Source organism: Sphingopyxis sp. LC363, assembly GCF_000756385.1.
Taxonomy (GTDB): Bacteria; Pseudomonadota; Alphaproteobacteria; order Sphingomonadales; family Sphingomonadaceae; genus Sphingopyxis.
The window spans coordinates 130,681-151,684 of record NZ_JNFC01000045.1 but is presented as its reverse complement, the minus strand read 5'-3'; the positions used below and the strand labels follow the sequence as shown (position 1 = coordinate 151,684).

17 protein-coding genes and 2 tRNA genes are annotated in these 21,004 nt (G+C 64.9%); 8 read left to right on the top strand and 11 right to left on the bottom strand.

Going from position 1 to position 21,004, the window contains the following annotated elements; genetic code table 11:
* Window positions 1-15: 15 nt before the first annotated feature.
* The gene (locus FG95_RS15800; RefSeq protein ID WP_037557070.1) at window positions 16-480 is read left to right on the top strand and encodes an SH3 domain-containing protein; all 465 of its coding nucleotides are present in this window, start codon (window positions 16-18) and stop codon (window positions 478-480) included.
* A gap of 58 nt (window positions 481-538) precedes the next feature.
* On the opposite strand, the gene FG95_RS15795 is transcribed toward FG95_RS15800, so the two are convergent.
* Complete coding sequence (locus FG95_RS15795; protein WP_037557069.1) at window positions 539-1,006, bottom strand: hypothetical protein; 468 nt, start codon at window positions 1,004-1,006, stop codon at window positions 539-541.
* Window positions 1,007-1,200: 194 nt separating this feature from the next.
* On the bottom strand, window positions 1,201-2,388 hold the full coding sequence (locus FG95_RS15790) for an acetyl-CoA C-acyltransferase (RefSeq protein ID WP_037557067.1): 1,188 nt from the start codon (window positions 2,386-2,388) through the stop codon (window positions 1,201-1,203).
* Window positions 2,389-2,544: 156 nt separating this feature from the next.
* On the opposite strand from FG95_RS15790, the gene FG95_RS15785 reads away from it, so the two are divergent.
* Window positions 2,545-3,999: a coniferyl aldehyde dehydrogenase gene (locus FG95_RS15785; RefSeq protein WP_037557066.1), complete on the top strand. Its 1,455-nt coding sequence runs from the start codon at window positions 2,545-2,547 to the stop codon at window positions 3,997-3,999.
* Between the two features lies 1 nt (window position 4,000).
* Here the strand turns inward: FG95_RS15785 and FG95_RS15780 are convergent, their stop codons facing one another.
* A complete protein-coding gene (locus FG95_RS15780; RefSeq protein WP_052182428.1) occupies window positions 4,001-5,110 on the bottom strand; it encodes an AI-2E family transporter in 1,110 nt (369 codons plus the stop codon).
* 103 nt (window positions 5,111-5,213) lie between these two features.
* Here FG95_RS15780 and FG95_RS15775 point away from each other — a divergent pair.
* Window positions 5,214-5,298, top strand: a tRNA-Leu gene (locus FG95_RS15775).
* A gap of 23 nt (window positions 5,299-5,321) precedes the next feature.
* Here FG95_RS15775 and FG95_RS15770 read toward each other — a convergent pair.
* Window positions 5,322-5,969, bottom strand: coding sequence for a DUF4198 domain-containing protein (locus FG95_RS15770; protein WP_037557065.1), 648 nt, complete (start codon window positions 5,967-5,969; stop codon window positions 5,322-5,324).
* A 177-nt stretch (window positions 5,970-6,146) separates the two neighbouring features.
* On the opposite strand from FG95_RS15770, the gene FG95_RS15765 reads away from it, so the two are divergent.
* From FG95_RS15765 to FG95_RS15745, 5 genes are all read left to right on the top strand, one after another.
* Entirely contained in the window at window positions 6,147-8,243 is a 2,097-nt protein-coding gene (locus tag FG95_RS15765; protein ID WP_037557064.1) for a TonB-dependent siderophore receptor, read from the top strand.
* Window positions 8,244-8,303: 60 nt separating this feature from the next.
* On the top strand, window positions 8,304-8,612 hold the full coding sequence (locus FG95_RS15760) for a hypothetical protein (RefSeq protein ID WP_052182427.1): 309 nt from the start codon (window positions 8,304-8,306) through the stop codon (window positions 8,610-8,612).
* On the top strand, window positions 8,609-10,180 hold the full coding sequence (locus FG95_RS15755; protein ID WP_037557062.1) for a PepSY-associated TM helix domain-containing protein: 1,572 nt from the start codon (window positions 8,609-8,611) through the stop codon (window positions 10,178-10,180). The genes FG95_RS15760 and FG95_RS15755 overlap by 4 nt, the downstream gene beginning before the upstream one ends.
* A complete protein-coding gene (locus tag FG95_RS15750; RefSeq protein ID WP_037557061.1) occupies window positions 10,177-10,464 on the top strand; it encodes a DUF3325 domain-containing protein in 288 nt (95 codons plus the stop codon). The genes FG95_RS15755 and FG95_RS15750 overlap by 4 nt, the downstream gene beginning before the upstream one ends.
* Window positions 10,465-10,563: 99 nt before the next feature.
* The gene (locus FG95_RS15745; protein ID WP_052182426.1) at window positions 10,564-11,343 is read left to right on the top strand and encodes a helix-turn-helix transcriptional regulator; all 780 of its coding nucleotides are present in this window, start codon (window positions 10,564-10,566) and stop codon (window positions 11,341-11,343) included.
* Between the two features lie 105 nt (window positions 11,344-11,448).
* Here the strand turns inward: FG95_RS15745 and FG95_RS15740 are convergent, their stop codons facing one another.
* The 7 genes from FG95_RS15740 to mrdA all read right to left on the bottom strand — a co-directional run bounded on the left by FG95_RS15740 (window position 11,449) and on the right by mrdA (window position 20,995).
* Window positions 11,449-14,694: an efflux RND transporter permease subunit gene (locus FG95_RS15740; RefSeq protein WP_052182425.1), complete on the bottom strand. Its 3,246-nt coding sequence runs from the start codon at window positions 14,692-14,694 to the stop codon at window positions 11,449-11,451.
* Window positions 14,684-15,925, bottom strand: coding sequence for an efflux RND transporter periplasmic adaptor subunit (locus FG95_RS15735; RefSeq protein ID WP_037557060.1), 1,242 nt, complete (start codon window positions 15,923-15,925; stop codon window positions 14,684-14,686). Before FG95_RS15735 ends, FG95_RS15740 begins: the two co-directional genes overlap by 11 nt.
* The gene (locus FG95_RS15730; RefSeq protein ID WP_235211592.1) at window positions 15,922-17,154 is read right to left on the bottom strand and encodes a TolC family protein; all 1,233 of its coding nucleotides are present in this window, start codon (window positions 17,152-17,154) and stop codon (window positions 15,922-15,924) included. Before FG95_RS15730 ends, FG95_RS15735 begins: the two co-directional genes overlap by 4 nt.
* Window positions 17,155-17,264: 110 nt before the next feature.
* On the bottom strand, window positions 17,265-17,735 hold the full coding sequence (locus FG95_RS15725) for a hypothetical protein (protein ID WP_152567680.1): 471 nt from the start codon (window positions 17,733-17,735) through the stop codon (window positions 17,265-17,267).
* A gap of 61 nt (window positions 17,736-17,796) precedes the next feature.
* A tRNA-Lys gene (locus FG95_RS15720) sits at window positions 17,797-17,872 on the bottom strand.
* 112 nt (window positions 17,873-17,984) lie between these two features.
* Window positions 17,985-19,091 carry a rod shape-determining protein RodA gene (gene rodA / locus FG95_RS15715; protein ID WP_037557057.1) on the bottom strand — a complete coding sequence of 369 codons (1,107 nt, stop codon included), beginning with the start codon at window positions 19,089-19,091 and terminating at the stop codon, window positions 17,985-17,987.
* Window positions 19,088-20,995: a penicillin-binding protein 2 gene (gene mrdA / locus FG95_RS15710; RefSeq protein ID WP_037557056.1), complete on the bottom strand. Its 1,908-nt coding sequence runs from the start codon at window positions 20,993-20,995 to the stop codon at window positions 19,088-19,090. Before mrdA ends, rodA begins: the two co-directional genes overlap by 4 nt.
* Window positions 20,996-21,004 lie beyond the last annotated feature (9 nt).

Sequence of the window (21,004 nt, the reverse complement as noted above, 5' to 3'; positions counted from 1 at the left end):
TGACAAGGCAAAGCGATGACCAGCCGCCATATATTCGCCGCCGCCGTGCTGATGGCCAGTGTGGGACCGGCCGCCGCACAATCCCAATCCGATGTCGAAGTGCCCTATTGGGCGTCGATCAGCGTCGACCAGGCGCGGATGCGCAAGGGGCCGTCGCCTCATGTCCCCGTGATGTGGGAGTATCGGCGCAAGGATTTGCCGGTGAAGGTCGTCGCGCGCCATGAAAACTGGCGCAAGGTCGAGGATCCTGACGGGACGCAAGGCTGGATGGCGGCGCGCCTCTTGAGCCGCACCCGCACCGCGATCGTCACCGGCGAAATCCGCGCGATGCGCGAGGACGCCAGCGTGTCCGCAGCAGTCGCTTATCGCGCTCAGCCCGGCGTCGTCGGCCGGATCAGCGATTGCAAGAACGGCTGGTGCCTGTTCGACGTCCAGGGCCGCAAGGGCTGGATCCAGACCGACCATATCTGGGGCGATTGATCGGCCAATACGAAAAGGGCCGGACGATCGCTCGTCCGGCCCTTCCTGTCTTTAGCGGTTAGCGCCACCGGAAATGGTTGCGATAGACCCGCACGACCTTGCCGCTGCGCGTATTGACTAGCAAAAGGTCGTTATAGTGGCGGACATAGGTCAGGCTGCGACCCGCCCGCGGCACGCCCCAGCGGCTGTCCCAAGCCGGGCGATAGGCCGGTGCGTAATAGCTCGAACGGAGCGTCGAGCCGACGCGGAACTGCTGGTAGCGGAAGGGCGCGCGATAATTCTGGTAGCGCGTATCACGGCGCCAGTCGCGGACCTCGTCGCGATAGTCGCGCTTCGCATCGCGATATTCGCGGCGTTCTTCGCGAACGTCGCCGCGATCGCCATAACGCTGTGCGTCGCGCAGCTCGCGGCGTTCTTCGCGCACGTCGCGGCGCTCTTCGCGGATATCGCGGGTCTGTGCCTGCGCGACGGCCGGAACCATCATCGCGGCGATCAGGCCGGCGGCGAGAAATTTGGTCTTCTTCATTGTGCCATTCCTTTTTCATCCGTCAGGGGGAGGGGATCTGCCCGATGACAAGAAATGGTCTAGGCGATTCGATTTGAACCGACCCAGAATGCCGCGTTTATTTTCAGGTCATTACTGTCGCAATTTGTCGTGACCATAACGACGAAATGGCGCCGTCTCGCGACGGCGCCATGCAACTTTTCGCGGTTTCCGATTTAGAGCAGCTCGATCGCCACAGCCGTCGCTTCGCCGCCACCGATGCACAGGCTGGCGATGCCGCGCGTCTTGCCGTGACGCTGGAGCGCGGCGATCAGCGTCGTGATGATGCGCGTACCGCTGGCGCCGATCGGATGGCCCAGCGCGGTCGCGCCGCCGTGGACGTTGATCTTGTCGTGCGGAATGCCAAGGTCGTGCATCGCGAACATCGCGACGCAGGCAAAGGCCTCGTTGACTTCGAACAGGTCGACGTCGCCGATCGACCAGCCGGCTTTCGCCAGCACCTTGTTGATCGCGCCGACGGGAGCGACGGTGAAATCCTTGGGCTCCTGTGCGTGCGCGGCGTGCGCTACGAGGCGCGCGACGGGCTTCGCGCCCTTCGCCTCGGCGACCGACTGACGCGTCAGCACGACGGCAGCGGCGCCATCCGAAATCGACGAACTCGTAGCAGCCGTGATCGTGCCTTCCTTGGCAAAGGCGGGGCGCAGCGTCGGGATCTTGTCAGGCATCGCCTTGCCCGGCGCTTCGTCGGTGTCGACGACGATATCGCCCTTGCGCCCCGTGATCGTCACCGGCGCGATTTCGGCGGCAAAGGCGCCGTCCGTGATCGCGGCCTTGGCGCGGCTCAGCGAAGTCAGCGTATAGTCGTCCTGCGACTGGCGGCTCAGTTGATAGGCATCGGCGGTGTCCTGCGCGAAGGTGCCCATCGCGCGGCCCGCCTCATAGGCGTCCTCGAGCCCATCGAGGAACATATGGTCATAGGCGGTGTCGTGGCCGATGCGCGCACCCGAACGATGCTTCTTGAGCAGGTAAGGCGCGTTGGTCATCGATTCCATGCCGCCCGCGACGATCAGGTCGACGCTGCCCGCGGCAAGCGCTTCGGCGCCCATGATCACCGTCTGCATGCCCGAGCCGCAAACCTTGTTGACGGTCGTCGCCTGCACCGACTTGGGTAGACCCGCCTTGATCGCGGCCTGACGCGCCGGTGCCTGGCCGAGCCCGGCGGGCAGCACGCAGCCCATATAGATGCGCTCGATATCGTCGCCCGAAACGCCCGCGCGCTCGACCGCCGCCTTCACCGCGGTCGCGCCGAGGTCGGTCGCGCTCGCGTCCGACAGGCTGCCCTGCATGCTGCCCATCGGGGTGCGCGCATAGGAGAGGAAGACGACGGGATCGGTGGCGGTCATGGCAAAAGACTCCGTAGGGAAAACTGGTCGGCGGCCCGATTAGCGGCTTCGCTGCAATTGCGAAAGGGGTAGGGCAAAGATGGGGAGAGCGTTTCAACTTGCAACCGGCCTTGCGACATGATCAAACATCGCCGCCAAGCATAGGGGAGACGGGTCATGGCCACCGCGATCAAGCAGGATCTAGCCGGCGAAACGGCGCGCATGCACGAGGTGCTTGCTGCGCAAAAGGCGAGCTTCACCGCAGCCATGCCCGAAAGCCTTGCGGTGCGCACCGACCGGATCGACCGTGCGGTCGCGCTGCTCGTCGACCATGCCGAGGAATTCGCCAAGGCGGTGAGCGAGGATTTCGGGCATCGTAGCCGCGACCAGACGCTGATGACCGATATCATGCCGTCGGTCAGCGCGCTCAAGCATGCGAAAAAGCACATGGCGAGCTGGGCGAAGGGCGAGAAGCGCAAACCCACCTTTCCGCTCGGACTGCTCGGCGCGAAGGCCGAGGTCGTCTATCAGCCCAAGGGCGTCGTCGGGGTCGTCGCGCCGTGGAATTTTCCCGTCGGCATGGTCTTCGTCCCGATGGCGGGCATCCTCGCCGCGGGCAACCGCGCGATGATCAAGCCGAGCGAGTTTACCGAAAATGTATCGGCGCTGATGGCGCGGCTCGTTCCCGATTATTTCGACGAGAGCGAAATGGCGGTGTTCACCGGCGACGCCGAGGTCGGCATCGCTTTCTCGAAGCTCGCCTTCGACCATATGATCTTCACCGGCGCGACCAGTGTCGGGCGTCACATCATGCGCGCCGCCGCCGATAACCTCGTCCCCGTCACGCTCGAGCTTGGCGGCAAGTCGCCGACCTTCATCGGGCGCAGCGCGAACAAGGATCTCGTCGGCCAGAGGGTCGCGCTCGGCAAGATGATGAACGCGGGACAGATCTGCCTCGCGCCCGACTATCTGCTCGTCGCCGAGGATCAGGAGGGCGAGGTGATCGACAGCGTGACGAAGGGCGCGGCGGCGCTCTATCCGACCCTGCTCGCGAACGACGATTATACGTCGGTCGTCAACGGCCGGAACTATGACCGGCTGCAATCCTACCTCGCCGACGCGCGCGAGAAGGGTGCCGAGGTGATCGAGGTCAATCCGGGCGGCGAGGATTTCGCGAGCGCCAACGGCCACAAGATGCCGCTCCACATCGTCCGCAATCCGACCGACGACATGAAGGTGATGCAGGAGGAAATCTTCGGACCCGTGCTGCCGGTCAAGACCTACAGGAATATCGACGAGGCGATCGATTATGTGAACGCCAACGACCGCCCGCTCGGGCTCTATTATTTCGGGCAGGACAAGAGCGAGGAGGATCGCGTGCTCACGCGCACGATCTCGGGCGGGGTGACGGTCAACGATGTGCTGTTCCACAATGCGATGGAAGACCTGCCGTTCGGCGGGGTCGGGCCGTCGGGCATGGGCAATTATCACGGAGTCGACGGCTTTCGCACCTTCAGCCACGCGCGCGCGGTCTATCGCCAGCCCAAGCTCGATGTCGCGGGGCTCGCGGGCTTCAAGCCGCCCTATGGCAAGGCGACGGCGAAGACACTGGCGAAGGAGCTGAAGAAATAGCTCAATCCTTGCCGGCGATCCTGATCGGCTTGCCGAGCAGGGTCCTCACATAGATGCGCTGGACAAGGACATAGACGACGACGGTCAGCGGAGCTGCGAGCAGGACGCCGAGAAAGCCGAACAAGATGCCAGCGGCGACCACCGCGAACAGCAGGACCGCTGGCGGCACGTCGACCGCCTGTTTCTGGATCATCGGCTGCAGGAAATTGCCCTGCAACTGCTGGATCGCGAGGAACAGCAGGAGCGTCCACAGCGCCGTCATGGGCGACACGGTGAAGGCGAGCAGCACGGCCGGGACGCCAGCGATGATCGGCCCGATCATCGGGATGACGTCGAGCAGACCGGCGATCAGGCCGAGACCGCCCGCAGCGGGCACGCCGAGCAGCGCGAGCCCGGCCCAAGTCAGCGCCGCGACGACGAGCGACGACACCGCCTGTCCGACCATCCACCCCTTCAATCCGCGCGCCGCGTCGTCGAGCGCCAGTGCCCCCGTCTCTTCCGCGCGCGCCGGAAGCATGAGCAACAGCCCGCGCCGATAGGTCGCAGGGTCGCTGGCGAGGAAGATCGCCGCGACGAGCACGAGCACGAAATCGGCGATGCCGCTGCCCGCCGCGAGGGCATAGCCGCCCGCTTGCGATGCGAGGCGCGAGATATCGTCGCTGCCCACTTCGGCCAACTCGCGCACGCGTTGCCCCAAGCCATAGCGGTCGAGAAATGCTTCGACGCCGCGCAGGGCTTGCGGAATCTGCTCGCGAATCGTGTCGACCTCGCGCGCCAGCTGCGATCCGAACAGCATGAAGGCGCCCGCGAAGATCGCGACGATCCCGGCGACCGACAGCGCCAGCGCGACGCCGCGGCCGATCTTCATCTTGCGGCAAAGCCAGCTCGCGATGGCGTCGAAGATCGCGCCGAGCACGACCGCTGCGAAAACGAGCATGAAGAACCGCGTCAGTTCGATCACCAGGAGCGCGACGCCGACCAGCGCTAGCACGATCAGTGTCGCTCCCGCGATCCGGCCTGCGCCGAACGCGGGCGGCGGAGCGCCGACGGGCCTCGTTTTGCTCTGCGGTCGGGCGGGCGAGGCGGCGGGCGCCGGCGTCTTTTCGGTCATCGCACCACCTTATCGGCGGCGATGTTTCGCGCAACCATATGCTTCACCGTGATTCACGCTGGACGCGGACCGTGCTTTTGTGGCAACGGCTCCGCGTCCACGGGCCCCTGTGGTGAAATTGGTAGACGCGCTCGACTCAAAATCGAGTTCCGCAAGGAGTGCTGGTTCGAGTCCGGCCAGGGGCACCAAGGCAATCGATCGCGGCGAACGCCTATCGCGCGACGAAGGTCAGCGTCGAAATGTGGCACGTCTTCGCGACGTCTTTGCCGCCGAGCGGGCGAACGCCCTCGACATCGTGCGAGATCGACAGCAGGTAACGGCCGGAGCCTGTCACGGGCACGTCGATGCGGCCCTGATCGTCGGCGGCGAAGCTTTTTTGCCAGCGGTCGGCGTTGATCACCGTCACCTTCGCGCCGGGAAGCGGCTTGCCCATCCAGTGGACGACGAAGCTGTTCGCTTCGGCAGCGGTTGGAACGATTTCGAGGTCGAGCGCCGACCGCGTTTCGGTGCGTCCGGCGCGCGCATAATAGATCACGCCTTCCCATTTGCCGCCCTCGGCCTCCCATGGCGCGAACACATTGTCGTCGGTCAGGCGGACGTCGTCCGTGCCGGTCACCGGCGCTTCGATATGGTTCGCGCGACGGACCAGCGCCGCCGGCTTCGCGCCCTCGGCCGCGATCAGGCGCGGGGCGGTCAGCTTGGAAAATTCGGGGTCGCCGGCTTCGGGGACCGGATCGGCGGGCTCGCCGAGATAGATGCGTGCGGGGCCGCGCGCATCGCGTTCAATCCAGACCTCGTGAGCCGTGGCAGGTGACGCAAGGAAGCTGAAAGCCATCAGCACGGCCAAGGTCTTTTTCATCGGGCGTCCTCTTTCAAATATGCCGAAGCGGCGGTGGGGCTGCGGGGCAGCCCGTTGGAGGGTGTGTGTGACCTTGAACGCCATCTATTGCAAACGATTATTATTAGCTTGCTATTGCGACCTATTCGCTCTAGCTGCCGCCCCTAATTGAGATTGAGTCGCAAAAAGGGAAATGCCATGACCGTCCGAATGATCGCGCTCTGCGGAGCAGCCACGCTGGCTCTTGCCGCCAATCCGGCTTGGGCGGGCGAGGGGGCGGACGATGCCGCGTTCGCTGACGCAGCGGCCGAAGCCGATGCGGGCGCCGGCGAGGACGCGATCGTCGTCACCGGCTATACCGGAACCAAGACCGATACTGCGCTCACCGAACTGCCGCAGCCGATCAAGGTCTTCACCGCCGAACAATATGAAGCGCAGGGCGCGATCAGCATCAGCGACACGGTGAAATATGCCGCGGGTGTGCTCGCCAATCCTTATGGCCGCGACACCCGCGTCGACGGCTTCAACGTGCGCGGGCTCGATGCGCTGCAATTCCGCGACGGGATGCGTGACATCTTCAGCTACTATGCCTCGATCACGTCGGACCCCTATAATTTCTCGCGCGTCGAGATCGTGCGTGGCCCGGCCTCGGTGCTGTTCGGGCAGGGGTCGATCGGCGGCCTCGTCAACCTCGTCAGCAAGACGCCCGACTTCACCACGCGTGGCGAAGTGAGCCTCGTCTATGGCAGCTTTGACCGCAAGGAAGTGCTGGGAGACATCAACCTCGCCGCCTCCGACACGCTTGCCGTCCGCTTCGTCGGTCGCGCGCGCGATGCCGACACCTATGTCGACCACGTCCCCGACGACCGGGTGATGTTCGCGCCCTCGATCCGCTGGCAGCCAACCCCCGACACTGACGTCGTGCTGACCGGCCTCTATCAGGAGGACGACACCGGCTCGACCTCGCAATTCCTGCCGATTGTCGGCACCTTCCGCCCCAATCCCGTCGCCGGCGAGCGGCTCGACCGCTACACCTTCGTCGGCAAGCCCGGCTGGGACCGCTATGCCGGCCGTTCGCTCCAGGGCGGCGGATCGATCACCCACCGCTTCTCGGACAATGTGCAGCTCAGCCTCAAGGCGCGCTACATCGACAGCGACCTCGAATATAAGACTCACTATGCCGACAGCTATACGAACCCGCAGGACCCCTTCTCGGTCTATGGCACCGACGGGCGGACGATCGGCCTTTATGCCGACGCCAGCGACGCGCGGATGAACGTGTTTTCGACCGACAATAATCTCCAGTTCAATTTCAATACCGGCGCCGATATCGAGCACAAGCTGCTCGTCGGCGTCGATTACAGCTGGAACAAGGTGCAAAAGCGGGGGATTTTCGGTTTCGAGATCGTCGATCTCTACGACATCGATGGCGACGCGCTACTCGCCTACGAGCCCAGCGGCGACTTCGTCGCGGAAAGCCAGAAGCAGCTCGGCGTCTATGTCCAGGACCAGATCCGCTTCTTCGACCGCGTCTCGGTTGTGCTCGGCGCCCGCCGCGACCGCGTCACAGGCTCTTCGGGGCAAAAGGACAATGCCACCACCTTCCGCGCCGGCATCATCGGGGAGATCGGCGCGGGCTTCTCGCCCTTTTTCAGCTATACCGAAAGCTTCCTGCCGGTCGCCGGCCGCATCGACAATGGCGACGGCAGCTTTGGCGATCCCTATGTCCCGCAAACCGGCACGCAGTACGAAGCGGGCATCAAGTGGCAGCCGACGCCGAATACCCTCGTCACCGCCACCGCTTTCAAGATCAAGGAACGCAACCGCGTTCTCTATCTCGCCGCCGGCGGCACTGCCCAGTCGGGCGTGCTCGACACCAAGGGCTTCGAAATCGAGGCCAGCCACACGCTGTCGGGCAATTTCGAACTGCTCGCCAATTACGGCTATGCGAAGCTCAAGTCGGAAACCAACACCAGCCTCGACTATATGCCGCGCCACACCGCGTCGCTCTGGTCGACCAAGACCTTCGGGCTTCCGGAAGAAGCGCAGCTGCGTCTCGGCGGCGGCGTCGTCTATAGCGGTAAGAGCGTGTCGACGAGCGATGTCTGGTCGATCGTCACGCCATCGCGCACGACGGTCGACGCGCTGGCGGAAATCAACTGGAACAATTGGCGTTTCGCGGTCAACGCGACGAACCTGCTCAACAACAAATATTTCGCTTCCTGTCTCGCGCGCGGCGACTGTTTCGTCGGCGCGCCGCGCAATGTGATGGGAACGGTCGGTTATCGCTTCTGATACATATGGGATGGGCGCGAGGCTATTGCGAGTCAGTCGCAGTTTTGCGATAGGGACGCGATGAGCAGGGCGGTCCCAAAATTGCGCGGCGCGGGTGCGCGCGGCATTGCGGCGCGTGTGGTCGCCGCGGTGCCGCTCAACTATGCCGTAACGAGCGCGCTCACCATGCTCGTCGCGCGACTTCTGCCGGGCGATGCGGCACAGGCGTCGATCGGCGCGACCACGCTTTCCTTTGCGATTTTCGCAGGCCTTGCCATGACCGCCTTCGCGGTCCGCTCGGTCGCGAAGCTGTGGCTCGGCCTCGTTGCCACCGGACTCGTCGCGGGTGCCGCCGATTGGGCGCTGATCGCGGTCGGAGGCCGGCTGTGAAGAGCGGCTTCCGGCAATCGATGGCGTGGCTGCACACCTGGACCGGGCTGCTGCTCGGCTGGCTGCTGTTTGCGATCTTCGTGACGGGGACATCGGCCTATTTTCAGGAAGAAATCACGCGCTGGATGACGCCCGAAGTGCAGAGCGTCCCGGCCGACCGGGCGAGCGGCTTCGTCGCGGCGACCGAGTGGCTGAAGCGCGAGGCGCCCGGCGGCAGCGAATGGTCGATCTATTCGACGGGAAAGCGCGCCGCCGGCCTGCAGCTTTATTGGGTGAACGGCCCCGAGGCTCCCGCCGATGCGCCGACCAGCGCGCGGCTCGACGGCACAGGGACCAAGGTCTTCGCCCGCGAGACGCTGGGCGGATGGTTCCTCTACCGCTTCCACTACGATCTTCATTATCTAAACTGGTATTGGGCGCGCTGGCTGGTCGGCATCGCGGCGATGGCGATGCTGATCGCGATCCTCAGCGGTATCGTTACGCACAAGAAGATCCTGACCGATTTCTTCCTGCTACGGCTCGGGAAGGGCCAGCGGAGCTGGCTCGATGTGCATAATGCGTCGAGCGTGCTGTTCCTGCCTTTCATCCTGATGATTACCTATACCGGCCTCGTCAGCCTCGCGACACACTATATGCCGTGGGGCATTGCCGCCAATTACGCCAATCAGGACAAATATTTCGAAGCCGCTTTTCCCTGGCCCGTGCCGGCGGAAAAGACGGGGCCTGCGCCGCTTGCACCGATCGGGCCGATCGTCGAGCGCGCCGAACGAAGCTGGGGAGTCGCCGCCGGCAGCGTACGCATCCTCAACCCCGGCGATCGTTCGGCGCAGGTCATCGTGACGAGCGCGCCCGATGCGGGCATGTCGGTTCGCTTGCGCTCGCTGACCTTCGACGGGGTAACGGGCGTCCCGGTCGGTGCGTATGACCCCTCGGGCGCCGCGACCGCGACCGAGGGCACGATGATCGGGCTCCATGCCGGCCGCTTCGCCTCGCCTTGGCTGCGGGCGCTCTATTTCATGTCCGGGCTGGCGGGCTGCATCATGGTCGCGTCGGGTCTGATCCTCTGGACGGTGAAGCGCCGCGCCAAGCTTCCCGATCCCGATCGGCCGCATTTCGGCTTCCGGCTCGTCGAAAAGCTGAACATCGCGGCGATTGCGGGTCTGCCCTTCGGCATGGCCGTTTATTTCCTCGCCAACCGCCTGCTGCCGCTCGGCATCGCCGACCGCAGCGACCAAGAGATCGACACCATGTTTATCGCCTGGGGCGCGGTGGCGGTATGGGCGCTGGCGCGGCCCGCGCGGAACGCCTGGCTCGAAACATTGTCGGCAACTGCGCTTGCGTTCGCGTCGGTGCCCGTCGTCAACGCCCTGACCACGGATCGGGGCTTCTTCACCAGCCTTGCCGCGGGCGACAGCGTCTTTGCCGTGTTCGACGGCGCGATGATCCTTATTGCCGCCGGCTTTGGTTGGGCAGCGCTGAAAGCTGCGCGGAGGGGCAGGGCGCAAGGCGGCAGAGCCATGGCGCGCCGTTCGCCCACCGATGCGATACCGGGCGTGGAGGCGGCATGATCCATGCTCTGCTCTTCCTGCTCGCCTTTTCAGGTTTCGTGCTGCTTTGCGCCGCGCGCGACCGGCACCAGCGCGATCTTCTGGGCCGCAAACTCCCCGCAGGGGCGACCGCCCGTCTGCGCCGGGGCGGCTTGTTCCTCCTGCTGTCCGCTTATCCGGTGGCGGGCCTCGCGCTCGGTTGGGGTTATGGCGCGATCGAATGGCTCGGGCAGCTTAGCGGCGGCGCACTGCTCACCGTTCTGCTTCTCAACCGCCTGTCGGCCCGCGGAACCGCCGGCCGCTGATCCTGCGAACGAAGGCGTCGTCGGCCGAACTGGACGCGTTTCTTCGCGAACTCTAAGGGATTCATGCCCTTGGCGGTTCGGGAGAGGCTGGCAGGTTCGATGACACATAAGCGCGCCATCATCATATCAGCGGAATTCGCCAGCTTCGTCGGGCGCGGGCGCGTCGATCCGGCGTGGCTGCCGCCCGAGCCGATCGTCATCGGCTTCGGCGATATGGGTGAACCCGCGGTCAGCATATTGGCGAGCGAGAATGTCGATCACGGAGCGGGCGGCCATATTCTGCTGTTCGCGATCAGCCGCGCCGCCTGCCTGCGCATGTTCGGCCTGCTGCCGAGTGTGGCGGGAAGCTGGTATCTTTCCGCCGACCTGCGCGAGCTTGGTCGCGCGCTCGTCGCGGTCGAGGGGGAGAGCGAAGTGGCGGGCATGCTCCGCGTCGGGCGCAGCCTCGAACTGCTCTGCCGGCTGTTCGAGGCGCTCGAAGAGCATCGGATGGTCGAATTTCACGGCAAGACGTCACTGAGCGAGATCGATGCCAAGCGCGTCGCTGCCGCGCATCAGCTGGTGAGCGAAAGCTGGCGCGAGCCATTGACCGTGGCGGAGGTCGCGCGGCGGTCGGGGCTCGGCAAGGCGAAGCTGACGCAGGGTTTTCGCGAGATGTATCAATGCACCGTTGCAGAGGCGGTGAGCGAGCGACGGCTGTCGCACGCGCGCACCCTGCTTTCGCTGAGTGACCTTCCGATCTCCAGCGTCGGTTATCGCTGCGGCTATCAAAGCAACGCCAGCTTCACGCGCGCCTTCGTGCGCCGGTTCGGCACGACGCCGACCGACCTGCGCCGGCGCGAAAAGGGAAAGGATGGACCGGCTGCGCCTTTGCCGTGATGCCTGTCGTGGTTTCCGAGAAGCGCCGGTGGAAGTTTCATGATACCCGCCAGCGACGCGGCATAAAATCCCGGCGTCGCCAAGCGGCGCCGGGAAGGATCGGGTTCATACCGCCAAGGGCGCGGTACTCGCCGTCGGCGAGTTGGCTTCCTCCTTTTCTGTCCGCCCATGGACGATGCGGTAGAGCGCCGGCAGGACGAGCAAGGTCAGGATCGTCGACGAAACGATCCCGCCGATCACCACCGTCGCGAGCGGGCGCTGTACCTCGGCGCCCGCGCCGACATTGAACGCCATCGGCACGAAGCCGAGGCTCGCCACGAGCGCGGTCATCAGCACCGGACGCAAACGGGTGAGCGCGCCTTCGCGGATCGCCTGTTCGAGCCCGCTTCCGCTTTCGCGGAGCTGCTTGATGAAGCTCAGCATCACCACGCCGTTGAGTACCGCAACGCCGGAGAGGGCGATGAATCCGACTCCCGCCGATATCGACAGCGGCATGCCGCGGATCAGGAGCGCGGCAACGCCTCCGGTGAGCGCCAGCGGCACCCCCGAGAAGACGATCGCGGCGTCCTTGCCCGACCGGAACAGCGCATAAAGCAGGCCGAAGATCGTCAGCAGCGCCGCGGGCACGACGAGCTGGAGTCGCTTCGCGGCCGAGATCAGCTGCTCGAAGGTGCCGCTGTAGCTGACCCAATAGCCGGACGGCACCTCAACTTCCGACCCGACCTTGGTCTGCAGCTCCCCGATGAAGGAGCCGAGGTCACGGCCGCGGACATTGGCGGTCACCACGACACGGCGTTTGCCATCCTCGCGGCTGATCTGGTTGGGGCCGATCACGACCTCGACCTTCGCGACCTCGGCGAGCGGCACGAAGCCGCGCATCCCCGCATCGGGCGCACCGCCAAACGTGACGTCGGGCGAAAAGCCGTTTGCCGGAAGCGGAATGCGCAGGCGGCCGATCTCGTTGACCTGCTCGCGGATAGTCTCGGGCAGGCGCACGATGATCGGAAAGCGCCTGTCGCCCTCGAAAATCTGTCCCGCTTCGACCCCGCCGACCGACACGGCGACAACATCCTGAATGTCGCCGACATTGAGACCGAAGCGCGCGAGCGCGGCGCGGTCAGGCGTGATCTGCAGCACCGGCAGGCCAGTGACCTGCTCGACGCCGACATCCTGCGCGCCTTCGATACCCGAGGCGACACTCTCGACCTGCTGTCCGATCTCGTGAAGCGTGTCGAGATCGTCGCCGAAGATCTTGATCGCGACGTCGGCGCGCACGCCCGAGAGGAGTTCGTTGAACCGCATCTGGATCGGCTGGGTGAACTCATAATTATTGCCCGGAATCTTTGCGACCGCCGCCTGCATCTCGCGAACGAGCTGGCCCTTGAGTTTGCGCGGATCGGGCCAATCCTTGCGGTCCTTCATGATGATGAAGGTGTCGGCAACCGAGGGCGGCATCGGGTCGGTCGCGACCTCGGCCGTCCCGATCTTCGCCACCACCCGGTCAACCTCGGGGAACTGCTTGATCCGTGCTTCGAGCGCGGTCTGCATGTCCACCGCCTGGGTGAGGCTCGTGCCCGGAATGCGCAGCGCGTGGAGCGCGATATCGCCTTCGTCGAGATTGGGTACGAACTCCGATCCCATGCGGCCGGCCGCGAACCCCGAAACGAGGACGAGGCCGACCGCAGCCGCGATGAAGGCAGTGCGCAGGCGGATCGCCTTGTCGAGCGCGGGCGCGTAGATCTTGCGCGCCCAAAGCATGAGCCGACTTTCCTTCTCCTCGACCTTGCCTGTCACGAACAGCGCGACCGCCGCCGGCACGAAGCTCAGCGACAGGATTAACGCCGCGGTCAGCGCCATCACGACGGTGATCGCCATCGGATGGAACATCTTCCCCTCGACGCCCGTGAGCGCGAAGATCGGCACATAGACGAGCGCGATGATCAGCACGCCGAACAGCGATGGCCGGATGACCTCCGAGGTTGCGGAGGCGGCGAGCCCGAAGCGTTCGTTGCGATCGAGCAGGCGACCGAGATTGTGCTGCGCTTCGCCAAAGCGCCTGAGGCAATTTTCGACGATGATAACGGCGCCATCGACGATGAGGCCGAAGTCGAGCGCGCCGAGGCTCATGAGGTTTCCCGACACGCCGCCGCGCACCATGCCGGTGATCGTCATCAACATCGTGATCGGAATGACCGCCGCCGTGATCAACGCGGCGCGGACATTGCCAAGCAACAGGAAGAGCACGACGATGACGAGCAGCGCGCCTTCGAGAAGATTTTTCTCGACGGTCCAGATCGCGCGTTCGACAAGGTTGGTGCGATCATAGATCGGCACGGCCTTGACGCCCGCAGGAAGCGCCTTTGCCGCTACTTCCAGCCGTTCTGCCGCGGCGCGCGCGACGATCCGGCTGTTCTCGCCGGCGAGCATGAAGACGGTGCCGAGCACGACCTCCTTGCCATTCTCTGTCGCGGCGCCGGTGCGCAGTTCCTCGCCCATGCTGATGTCGGCAACGTCGGCGACGCGGATCGGCACGCCGTTCCGGTTGCTGACGATGATCATCCCGAGCTCGTCGGGCCCCGCAGCCTGGCCGGGGGTGCGGACGAGATATTGCTCGCCGTAGCGCTCGACATAGCCCGCGCCGCGATTGTCGTTGTTGCGTTCCAGCGCCTGCACGACATCCGCCAGCGTCAGGCCATAGGCCGAAAGCCGCGCCGGGATCGGGGTCACATGATATTGGCGCTCGTAGCCGCCGATGCTGTTGACCTCGGTCACCCCCGGCGTGTTGCGAAGCTGAGGCCGGATCACCCAGTCTTGTAGCGTGCGCAAATCCTCGGGCGTATAAGCACTGCCGTCGGGCTTCTTCGCCCCCGGATCGGCCTCCAGCGTATACATGAAGATCTCGCCAAGGCCGGTCGCGATTGGTCCCATTTCGGGGGTTACGCCGGGCGGTAGCTGTTCGCGCGCCGATTGCAGCCGTTCGTTGATGAGCTGGCGCGCGAAATAGATGCTCGTGCCATCTTCAAACACCGCAGTGACCTGGGAGAGGCCATAGCGCGAGACCGAGCGGATGTATTGGAGCCCCGGCAGGCCGGCGATCGCCCTCTCAACCGGGAATGTGACGCGCTGCTCGGCTTCGAGCGGGGAAAAGCCCGCCGCCTCGCTATTAATCTGGACCTGGACGTTGGTGATGTCGGGCGTGGCGTCGATCGGCAGGCGCTGAAAGCTCCAGACGCCGATCGCGCAGAGCAGGACAACAACTGCGATGACCGACAAGCGGAAGCGAATTGCGGCGGCGATCAGCCGTTCAAGCAGGGGAGGCCTGCCCGCCGGCGCGCTTGCGTCAATGGTCATGGCTGGCCCCCGACTTCTCGATGTCGGCGCGGATCAGGAAGGCGCCGTCGATGACATAGATTTCGCCGGGCGCGAGTCCGCCGAGGACTTCGGTCCATTCGGGGGTGCGGCGACCGATTTCCAGCATCCGCACCTCATAGGTGTTGCCGACCTTGGCGAAGACGACCTCGAAGTCTCGGAAACGCTGGATCGCCTTGGTCCGAACCGCGAGCGGGACATTCGCTTGCGACACGGCGAAGCTGCCTTCCACGCCCATCCCGGGCCTGAACTCGCGCGACGCGACCGGCGGCAGATGGACATGCGCGAGCATCGTCTGGCTCGCGACATCCGCCGTTGGCAGCACCGCCTCGACCTCGGCCTGAAAGCGCGCTTCGCCCGAAACGCTCTTGAGGCTCACCGGCTGCCCAACCCGCACCCGCTCGGCATCGCGCGGATAAACGAAGAACTCAGCGTGGAGTTTGGTCGGATCGGCAATCACAAACAGCGCGCGGTCACCGGTCGTGTCGCCCACATTGACATTCTTCTCGACGATCGTGCCGCTGATCGGGGCGGGCACCGTATAAATCTGAAGCGAATGGCTCGATTCCACCCGGGCCAGCACTTGGCCGCGGCGGACCTGCTGACCAAGCTTGCCGTTCAGCGACATGATCAGGCCCGGAAGCCGCGCGCGGACATCGGCCTTTCCTTCGGGCGTGATTTCGATCCGGCCGCCCATGTCGATGAGGTCGCTGACCGTCGCCGGTCCTGCGGCCTCGACCTTCACGCCGCCGGCCTTCGCCGCCTCGGGCGCAATGACCGTGCGGCCTTCATAGGATTGATAGGCCCATTTGTGATTGCGGCCGCCTTCGGACGCCGTCACCCGGACGTCGAAGCTATGCGGTTCGGCGACCACCCCGCTGCCGCGCAGGAAATCGTGCTGCCGGGTGAAACTGAATCGGTCGATCCTGCCGCCGAGGCGACCGAGTTCGATCGCCAAAGCCACTTCGGTCGGCTTGACCGGCTTGTCGTCGCGATAGGCGTAGACGCGGAGCTCGGGATCGACGCCATCTTCGAAGATGGTAATCTCAAGCGCGAAGGGACCGCTGCGAAGCATGCGTCCCCCGTGCGGGCCACGTTCATATTCGCTCGCAGCGGCCGCCGCGTTCCCCTTTTCAGGCGTCGCTGTTTCGCCGCATGCGGCAAGCATGGCGAGGACCACGACCGGTGCCGCCCCCAGCAGATATATTCTCATCGGATTGTCTCCATTTTGGCAAGCAGCGGCGCGTGGCGACCGAAAAGCCGGTCGAGCCGCACGCCGAGCAAATGAAAGCGCCTGAGCAGCTCGATCCGCCGCGATTGCGCTTCGTTGGTCGCCGCTTGCGCCTGCGCATATTCCAGGAAGGTGAAGGCGGTGCCGCCGCGTGCGAGACCGTCGCGAATCAGCCGGACGGCGCGGTTGGCGCTCGGGAGCACGTCGGCGTCGATCCGCTTGATTTCGGTCGCGATCAGGCGCCGGTCGGCAACGAGTTTGTCGATCTCCCGCTCGATCTCGATCCGCGCTACCGCGATATCGGCCTCAACCGCGCGCTGATCGGCTCGAGCCCGAACGACATTGCCTCGGTTCGCGGATTTGGTGCCGAGCGGGATCGATCCGCCGACCATGATCGCAAGGTCGTTGCCGTCCCCGAAATAGCGGAGACCGACACGCCCGCTGGGATCGGCGATATTGCCGGTCTCGGCGAGCTTTGCCTTGGCCTCGGCCGCATTGAGCTCGGCAGTAAGAACAGCGATATCGACCGAGCCACTGCGGGGAGGCGCTGGGACATCGAGCACGAGCAGGGCGGCCGGATCGAGCTTGAAATCACCGCCGCCGCCCCACCATGCGGCGAGGCTGGCCCGCGCAATCCGGGCATTCTCTCGCGCCTGGTCGGCGGCGATTTCTGCTTGGGCGACATTGGTGCGGGCACGCTCGGCAGCGAACCAGGGATCGAGTGCGCCGGTGACCCGCTTTACCACCTCCAGTTCAACGCGTTTCACCTCGGCAAGACGGGACTCCGCGACAGGAACCGCCGCTTCCGCGGCAAGTGCCTCAACCCAGGCCGCCTGCACGCGAGCGAAACGGTCGAGCAGGCGAACCCGGTTCTGGGCGCCGACGACGGCCGCGTCGGCGCGCGCGGCACCGATACGCGCCTCGCGCTTGCCGCCGCGCTCCCATGTCCGCTCATACCAGCCGGTGGTCTGCGGTCGGCTCAGCGGCGAATAGGGACCGGTGCCCGCGAAATCCTCGAGATCGATCCCGACCACGTCGCGCGGCCGGACATCGGCCTGCAGGATGACGGCATCCGCGGCTTCGAGGCGCGCGATGTTGGCGGCCAGGGCGGGATCGCTTGTCGCGACCCGCGACAGCGCTTCTTCCAGACTTAAATTTTGCGCCCAAACAGGCTGCGCGGCGGCAGCCAGCAGGACGCCGCCGCAGAGCATGGCTCTGCGGATAGCGTGCGCGCCGGAGCGCGCGCGAGATCGGGAAAACATGTGATAACAGCCTCGCTGAATGGCGTGGAAAACCTCCCACGCCTACGAGGCGCAGGAACTCAAACGGTCAGCGAGTGGGGTCGGGGAGGGCGCTCGGGGCCAATGGATCTGCGACCCGCGATTTGCCTGTCGTTGCCAATCCCATGCAGACTTCCGATCGGCGCAATACCGGAGGCGGTCACGGCATTGGGGACGAGCAGGTTAGGTCCTGTGTCGCCGTGGTGGTGATGCCCGCCGGCGAGATGGTCGCCGGGCGTGCTTTCGTCATCCGCCGGCGCATTGTCGTGATGGTCCGCATGTTCGGCTGGGCTATCGTGCACCGTGTCGACCGCGAAATCGGCCAACTCACCATGCTGGTGCGAGATCATGAATACCGGGCTGTGCTGGATCTGATCGGCGGCTTTGGCGGGTGCAGTCGCCGCATAGAACAGCATCAAAGCGACACACAGCGTGCCGATCAGACGATCAAAGCGGGAGGAAACGGACGAGAGCACGAAGCTGCGTTTAATTTGCGGCATTTCGGTTGGCAAGCCGAACGGCCTCCTATTGTTCCACAAGGCCGGAAGCGGATGCCTTTTTTATAAGGAGAAATGGTGGACGCACTAGGGCTCGAACCTAGGACCCGCTGATTAAGAGTCAGCTGCTCTACCAACTGAGCTATGCGTCCACTGCCGGTTTCCGGCGCTCACGCAGCCTCGGAAAAGCCCTTGGCGTCGTGAAGAGAGCGGCCCGCTATCATGGTGCCAGACCCTTGGCAATGGCCTTGCCGAATTTTTTTATCAATGAAAGCGGCGGCTGCCGGTTTTGCTGTCGTTTTCGATCGCGAGAATGATACCGACGCACGTCATGATCGTGAGCATCGACGAGCCGCCATAGGAAAAGAGCGGCAGCGGAATGCCGACGACGGGCGCGAGCCCCATAACCATCATCAGGTTGATCGCGATATAGAAGAAGATCGTCATCGTGAGGCCCGCGGCGGTCAGCTGGCCAAAGCGCGTGCGCGCCTTGAGCGCGACGCGCGTCGACCAGCGGAGCAGCAGGAAAAAGCCGAACAAGAGTGCCAGCCCGCCGATCAGCCCCCATTCCTCCGCCATGGTGGCGAAGATGAAGTCGGTATGTCCCTCGGGCAGATAGTCCAGGTGGCTTTGCGATCCGTTGAGGAAACCCTTGCCGCCGATACCGCCCGACCCGATCGCGATTTTCGATTGGCTGATGTGATAGCCGGCGCCCAAGGGATCGCTCTCGGGGTCGAGGAAGATCAGCACGCGTTTCTGCTGATAATCGTGCAGGAAGGAGAAGAGCACGGGCAGCGCCGCGAGCCCCGCGACCGCGGTGCTGCCGAACCACCAGAAGGGGAGGCCCGCGACGAACATCACCACGACCCCGCCGATCGAGATGGCGAGCGCGGTGCCGAGGTCGGGTTGCAGCATCACCAGCGCGGCGGGCAGCCCGATCATCACCAGCGCGGGCCAGAGCGCGGTGAAGGTGCGCGTGTTTCCGGGCGGCAACTGGGCGTAGAAGCGGGCGAGGGCGACGACGACCGCGACCTTCATCAGTTCGGATGGCTGGAGGTTGATGAAGCCGAGGTTCAGCCATCGCTGGCTGCCCCCGCCGACGAAACCCAGAAGTTCGACGGCGAAGAGCAGGACGAGCACGCCGATATAGGCGATATAGGAGAAGTCCTCGAAGATGCGGATCGGGAAACGCCCGATCACAAGCGCGGCGCCGAGGAAGACGAGGAAGCGCACCCCCTGTTGCCACGCCCACGGTGACCAGTTGCCGCCCGCGGCCGAATAAAGAACGAGCAGCCCAAAGCCGGTGATCCCGCCGAGGATGGCGATCAGTTTCCAAGGGATGCGCTGGATCGCGGGCGGGACGGGAATCATTGCGGCACTCCGGGCTCGGGGTCGCTCGACGCGCCCGATTTCCATGCGGCATAGTCGCGGTCCATACGATCCTTGATCGGCCCGCCCCAGCCGGCCTCGAGCGTCTCGAGTGCCTCCATTCCCTTTTCGCGGTCGAACAGATAGGTCATGAAATCCCTTGCGACGGGCGCTGCGGCGCGGCTGCCGCCCATGCCGTGCTCGATCACGATCCCGGTGGCGTAACGCGGATTGTCGACCGGCGCGAAGCCGACGAACAGCCCGTGATCGCGAAATTTCCACGTTCCGCTTGAACCGTTGCCAGTGCGGAGCCCGCGCACCTGTGCGGTGCCCGTTTTGCCCGCCATGGTGATGCCGTCGAGCGGCAGGCGGCTGCGCACCGCTGTGCCGGCGCCATTAACCACGAGGTCCATGCCCTGCCGCGCGACGGCGAGCGCTTCGGGCGAGAAGGGCAGCGGTTCGTTCCCGAACTCGCGGTTGATGAGGCGTGGATAGAGGCTGCGCCCCGATGCGATCCGCGCCGCCATCACCGCGAGCTGGAGCGGATTGACGCTGACATAGCCCTGTCCAATGACCGCGTTGAGCGAGTCCGACGCCGACCATTGCTGATCGTATTTCCGCATTTTCCACGCGCTGTCGGGGATGGTGCCATAGCGCTGGTTACTCCCCGCCAGCCGGAACTCCTCGCCGAGCCCGAGCAACCGGGCGGTGGGGGCCATGGCATCATAGCCGAGCCGGTGCGCGAGCCAGTAGAAATAGCTGTTGCAGCTTTTCATGATCGCCGACGGCATGTCGAGGCTGCCATGGGTGCCGAGACAGCGGAAGAAACGGTTGCCGAGACGGTAGCCGCCGATGCAGGTGTGGCGCTCGCTCGGGTCGACGCCATGTTCGACCGCGGCGATCGCGGCCATCGGTTTCAGCGTCGATCCGGGCGGATAGAGGCCGCGCGTCGCCTTGTTGATCAGCGGCTGGTGATCGTCGGCGCGCAGCCACGCATATTCGCTGGTGCTGATGCCGTCGGAAAAGCTGTTCGGGTCGAAGCTCGGCATCGATACGAAGGCGAGGATGTCGCCATTGTGGCAGTCGATGACGACCGCCGCGCCCGATTCGCGCCCCATGCGCCGCGCGACATATTCCTGCAGGCCGGCGTCGATCGTCAGATGGACGGTCTTGCCCTGTACGTCTGGCTGCGTGGAAAGATCGCGGACGACCTTGCCGCGCGCCGTCACCTCGACGCGCCGCGCGCCGGGCTGGCCCTTCAGCATCTCCTGGAAATATTTCTCCAGCCCGTCCTTCCCGATCTTGTAGCCGGGCGTGATGTACAGCGGATCCTTGGCTTTCTGATACTCCTCGGCGTTCGGGGCGCCGACATAGCCGATCAGGTGGCCGACCGCGGCGCCGGTCGGATAATTGCGTGCAAAGCCGCGCTGCGGCGCGATGCCGGGCAGTTCGGGCAGGCGGACGAGGATCGAGCTATATTCGGCCTCGGTCATGTCCTCCTTGACCGCGACCGGCTGGAACCCCGATGCCGCCTTCAGGTCGCGATTGATCCGCTCCATCGCATCGCCATCGAGCCGGAGCAGCGTCTGGAGCTGCCCCAGCACCATCTCCTTGTTGTGCAGACGGTCGGGAATGAGGTCGATGCGGAGCGAAACGCGATTGTTCGCGAGCGCCGTGCCATGGCGGTCGACGATCCAGCCGCGGCGCGGGGGGATCAGCGTCAAATTGACGCGGTTGCTTTCCGATTCGAGGACGTAGCGATCATTGTCGATCACCGAAATATAGGTCATGCGCGCCGCGAGCGCGACGCCGACCGCCGCCTGCGCCCCGCCGACGACGAGCGCGCGGCGGGTGAAGGTTATGCCCCTCCAGGCTTCGGTGATCGGCGGACTCTTCTTCTTCGGCATCGGCGGATT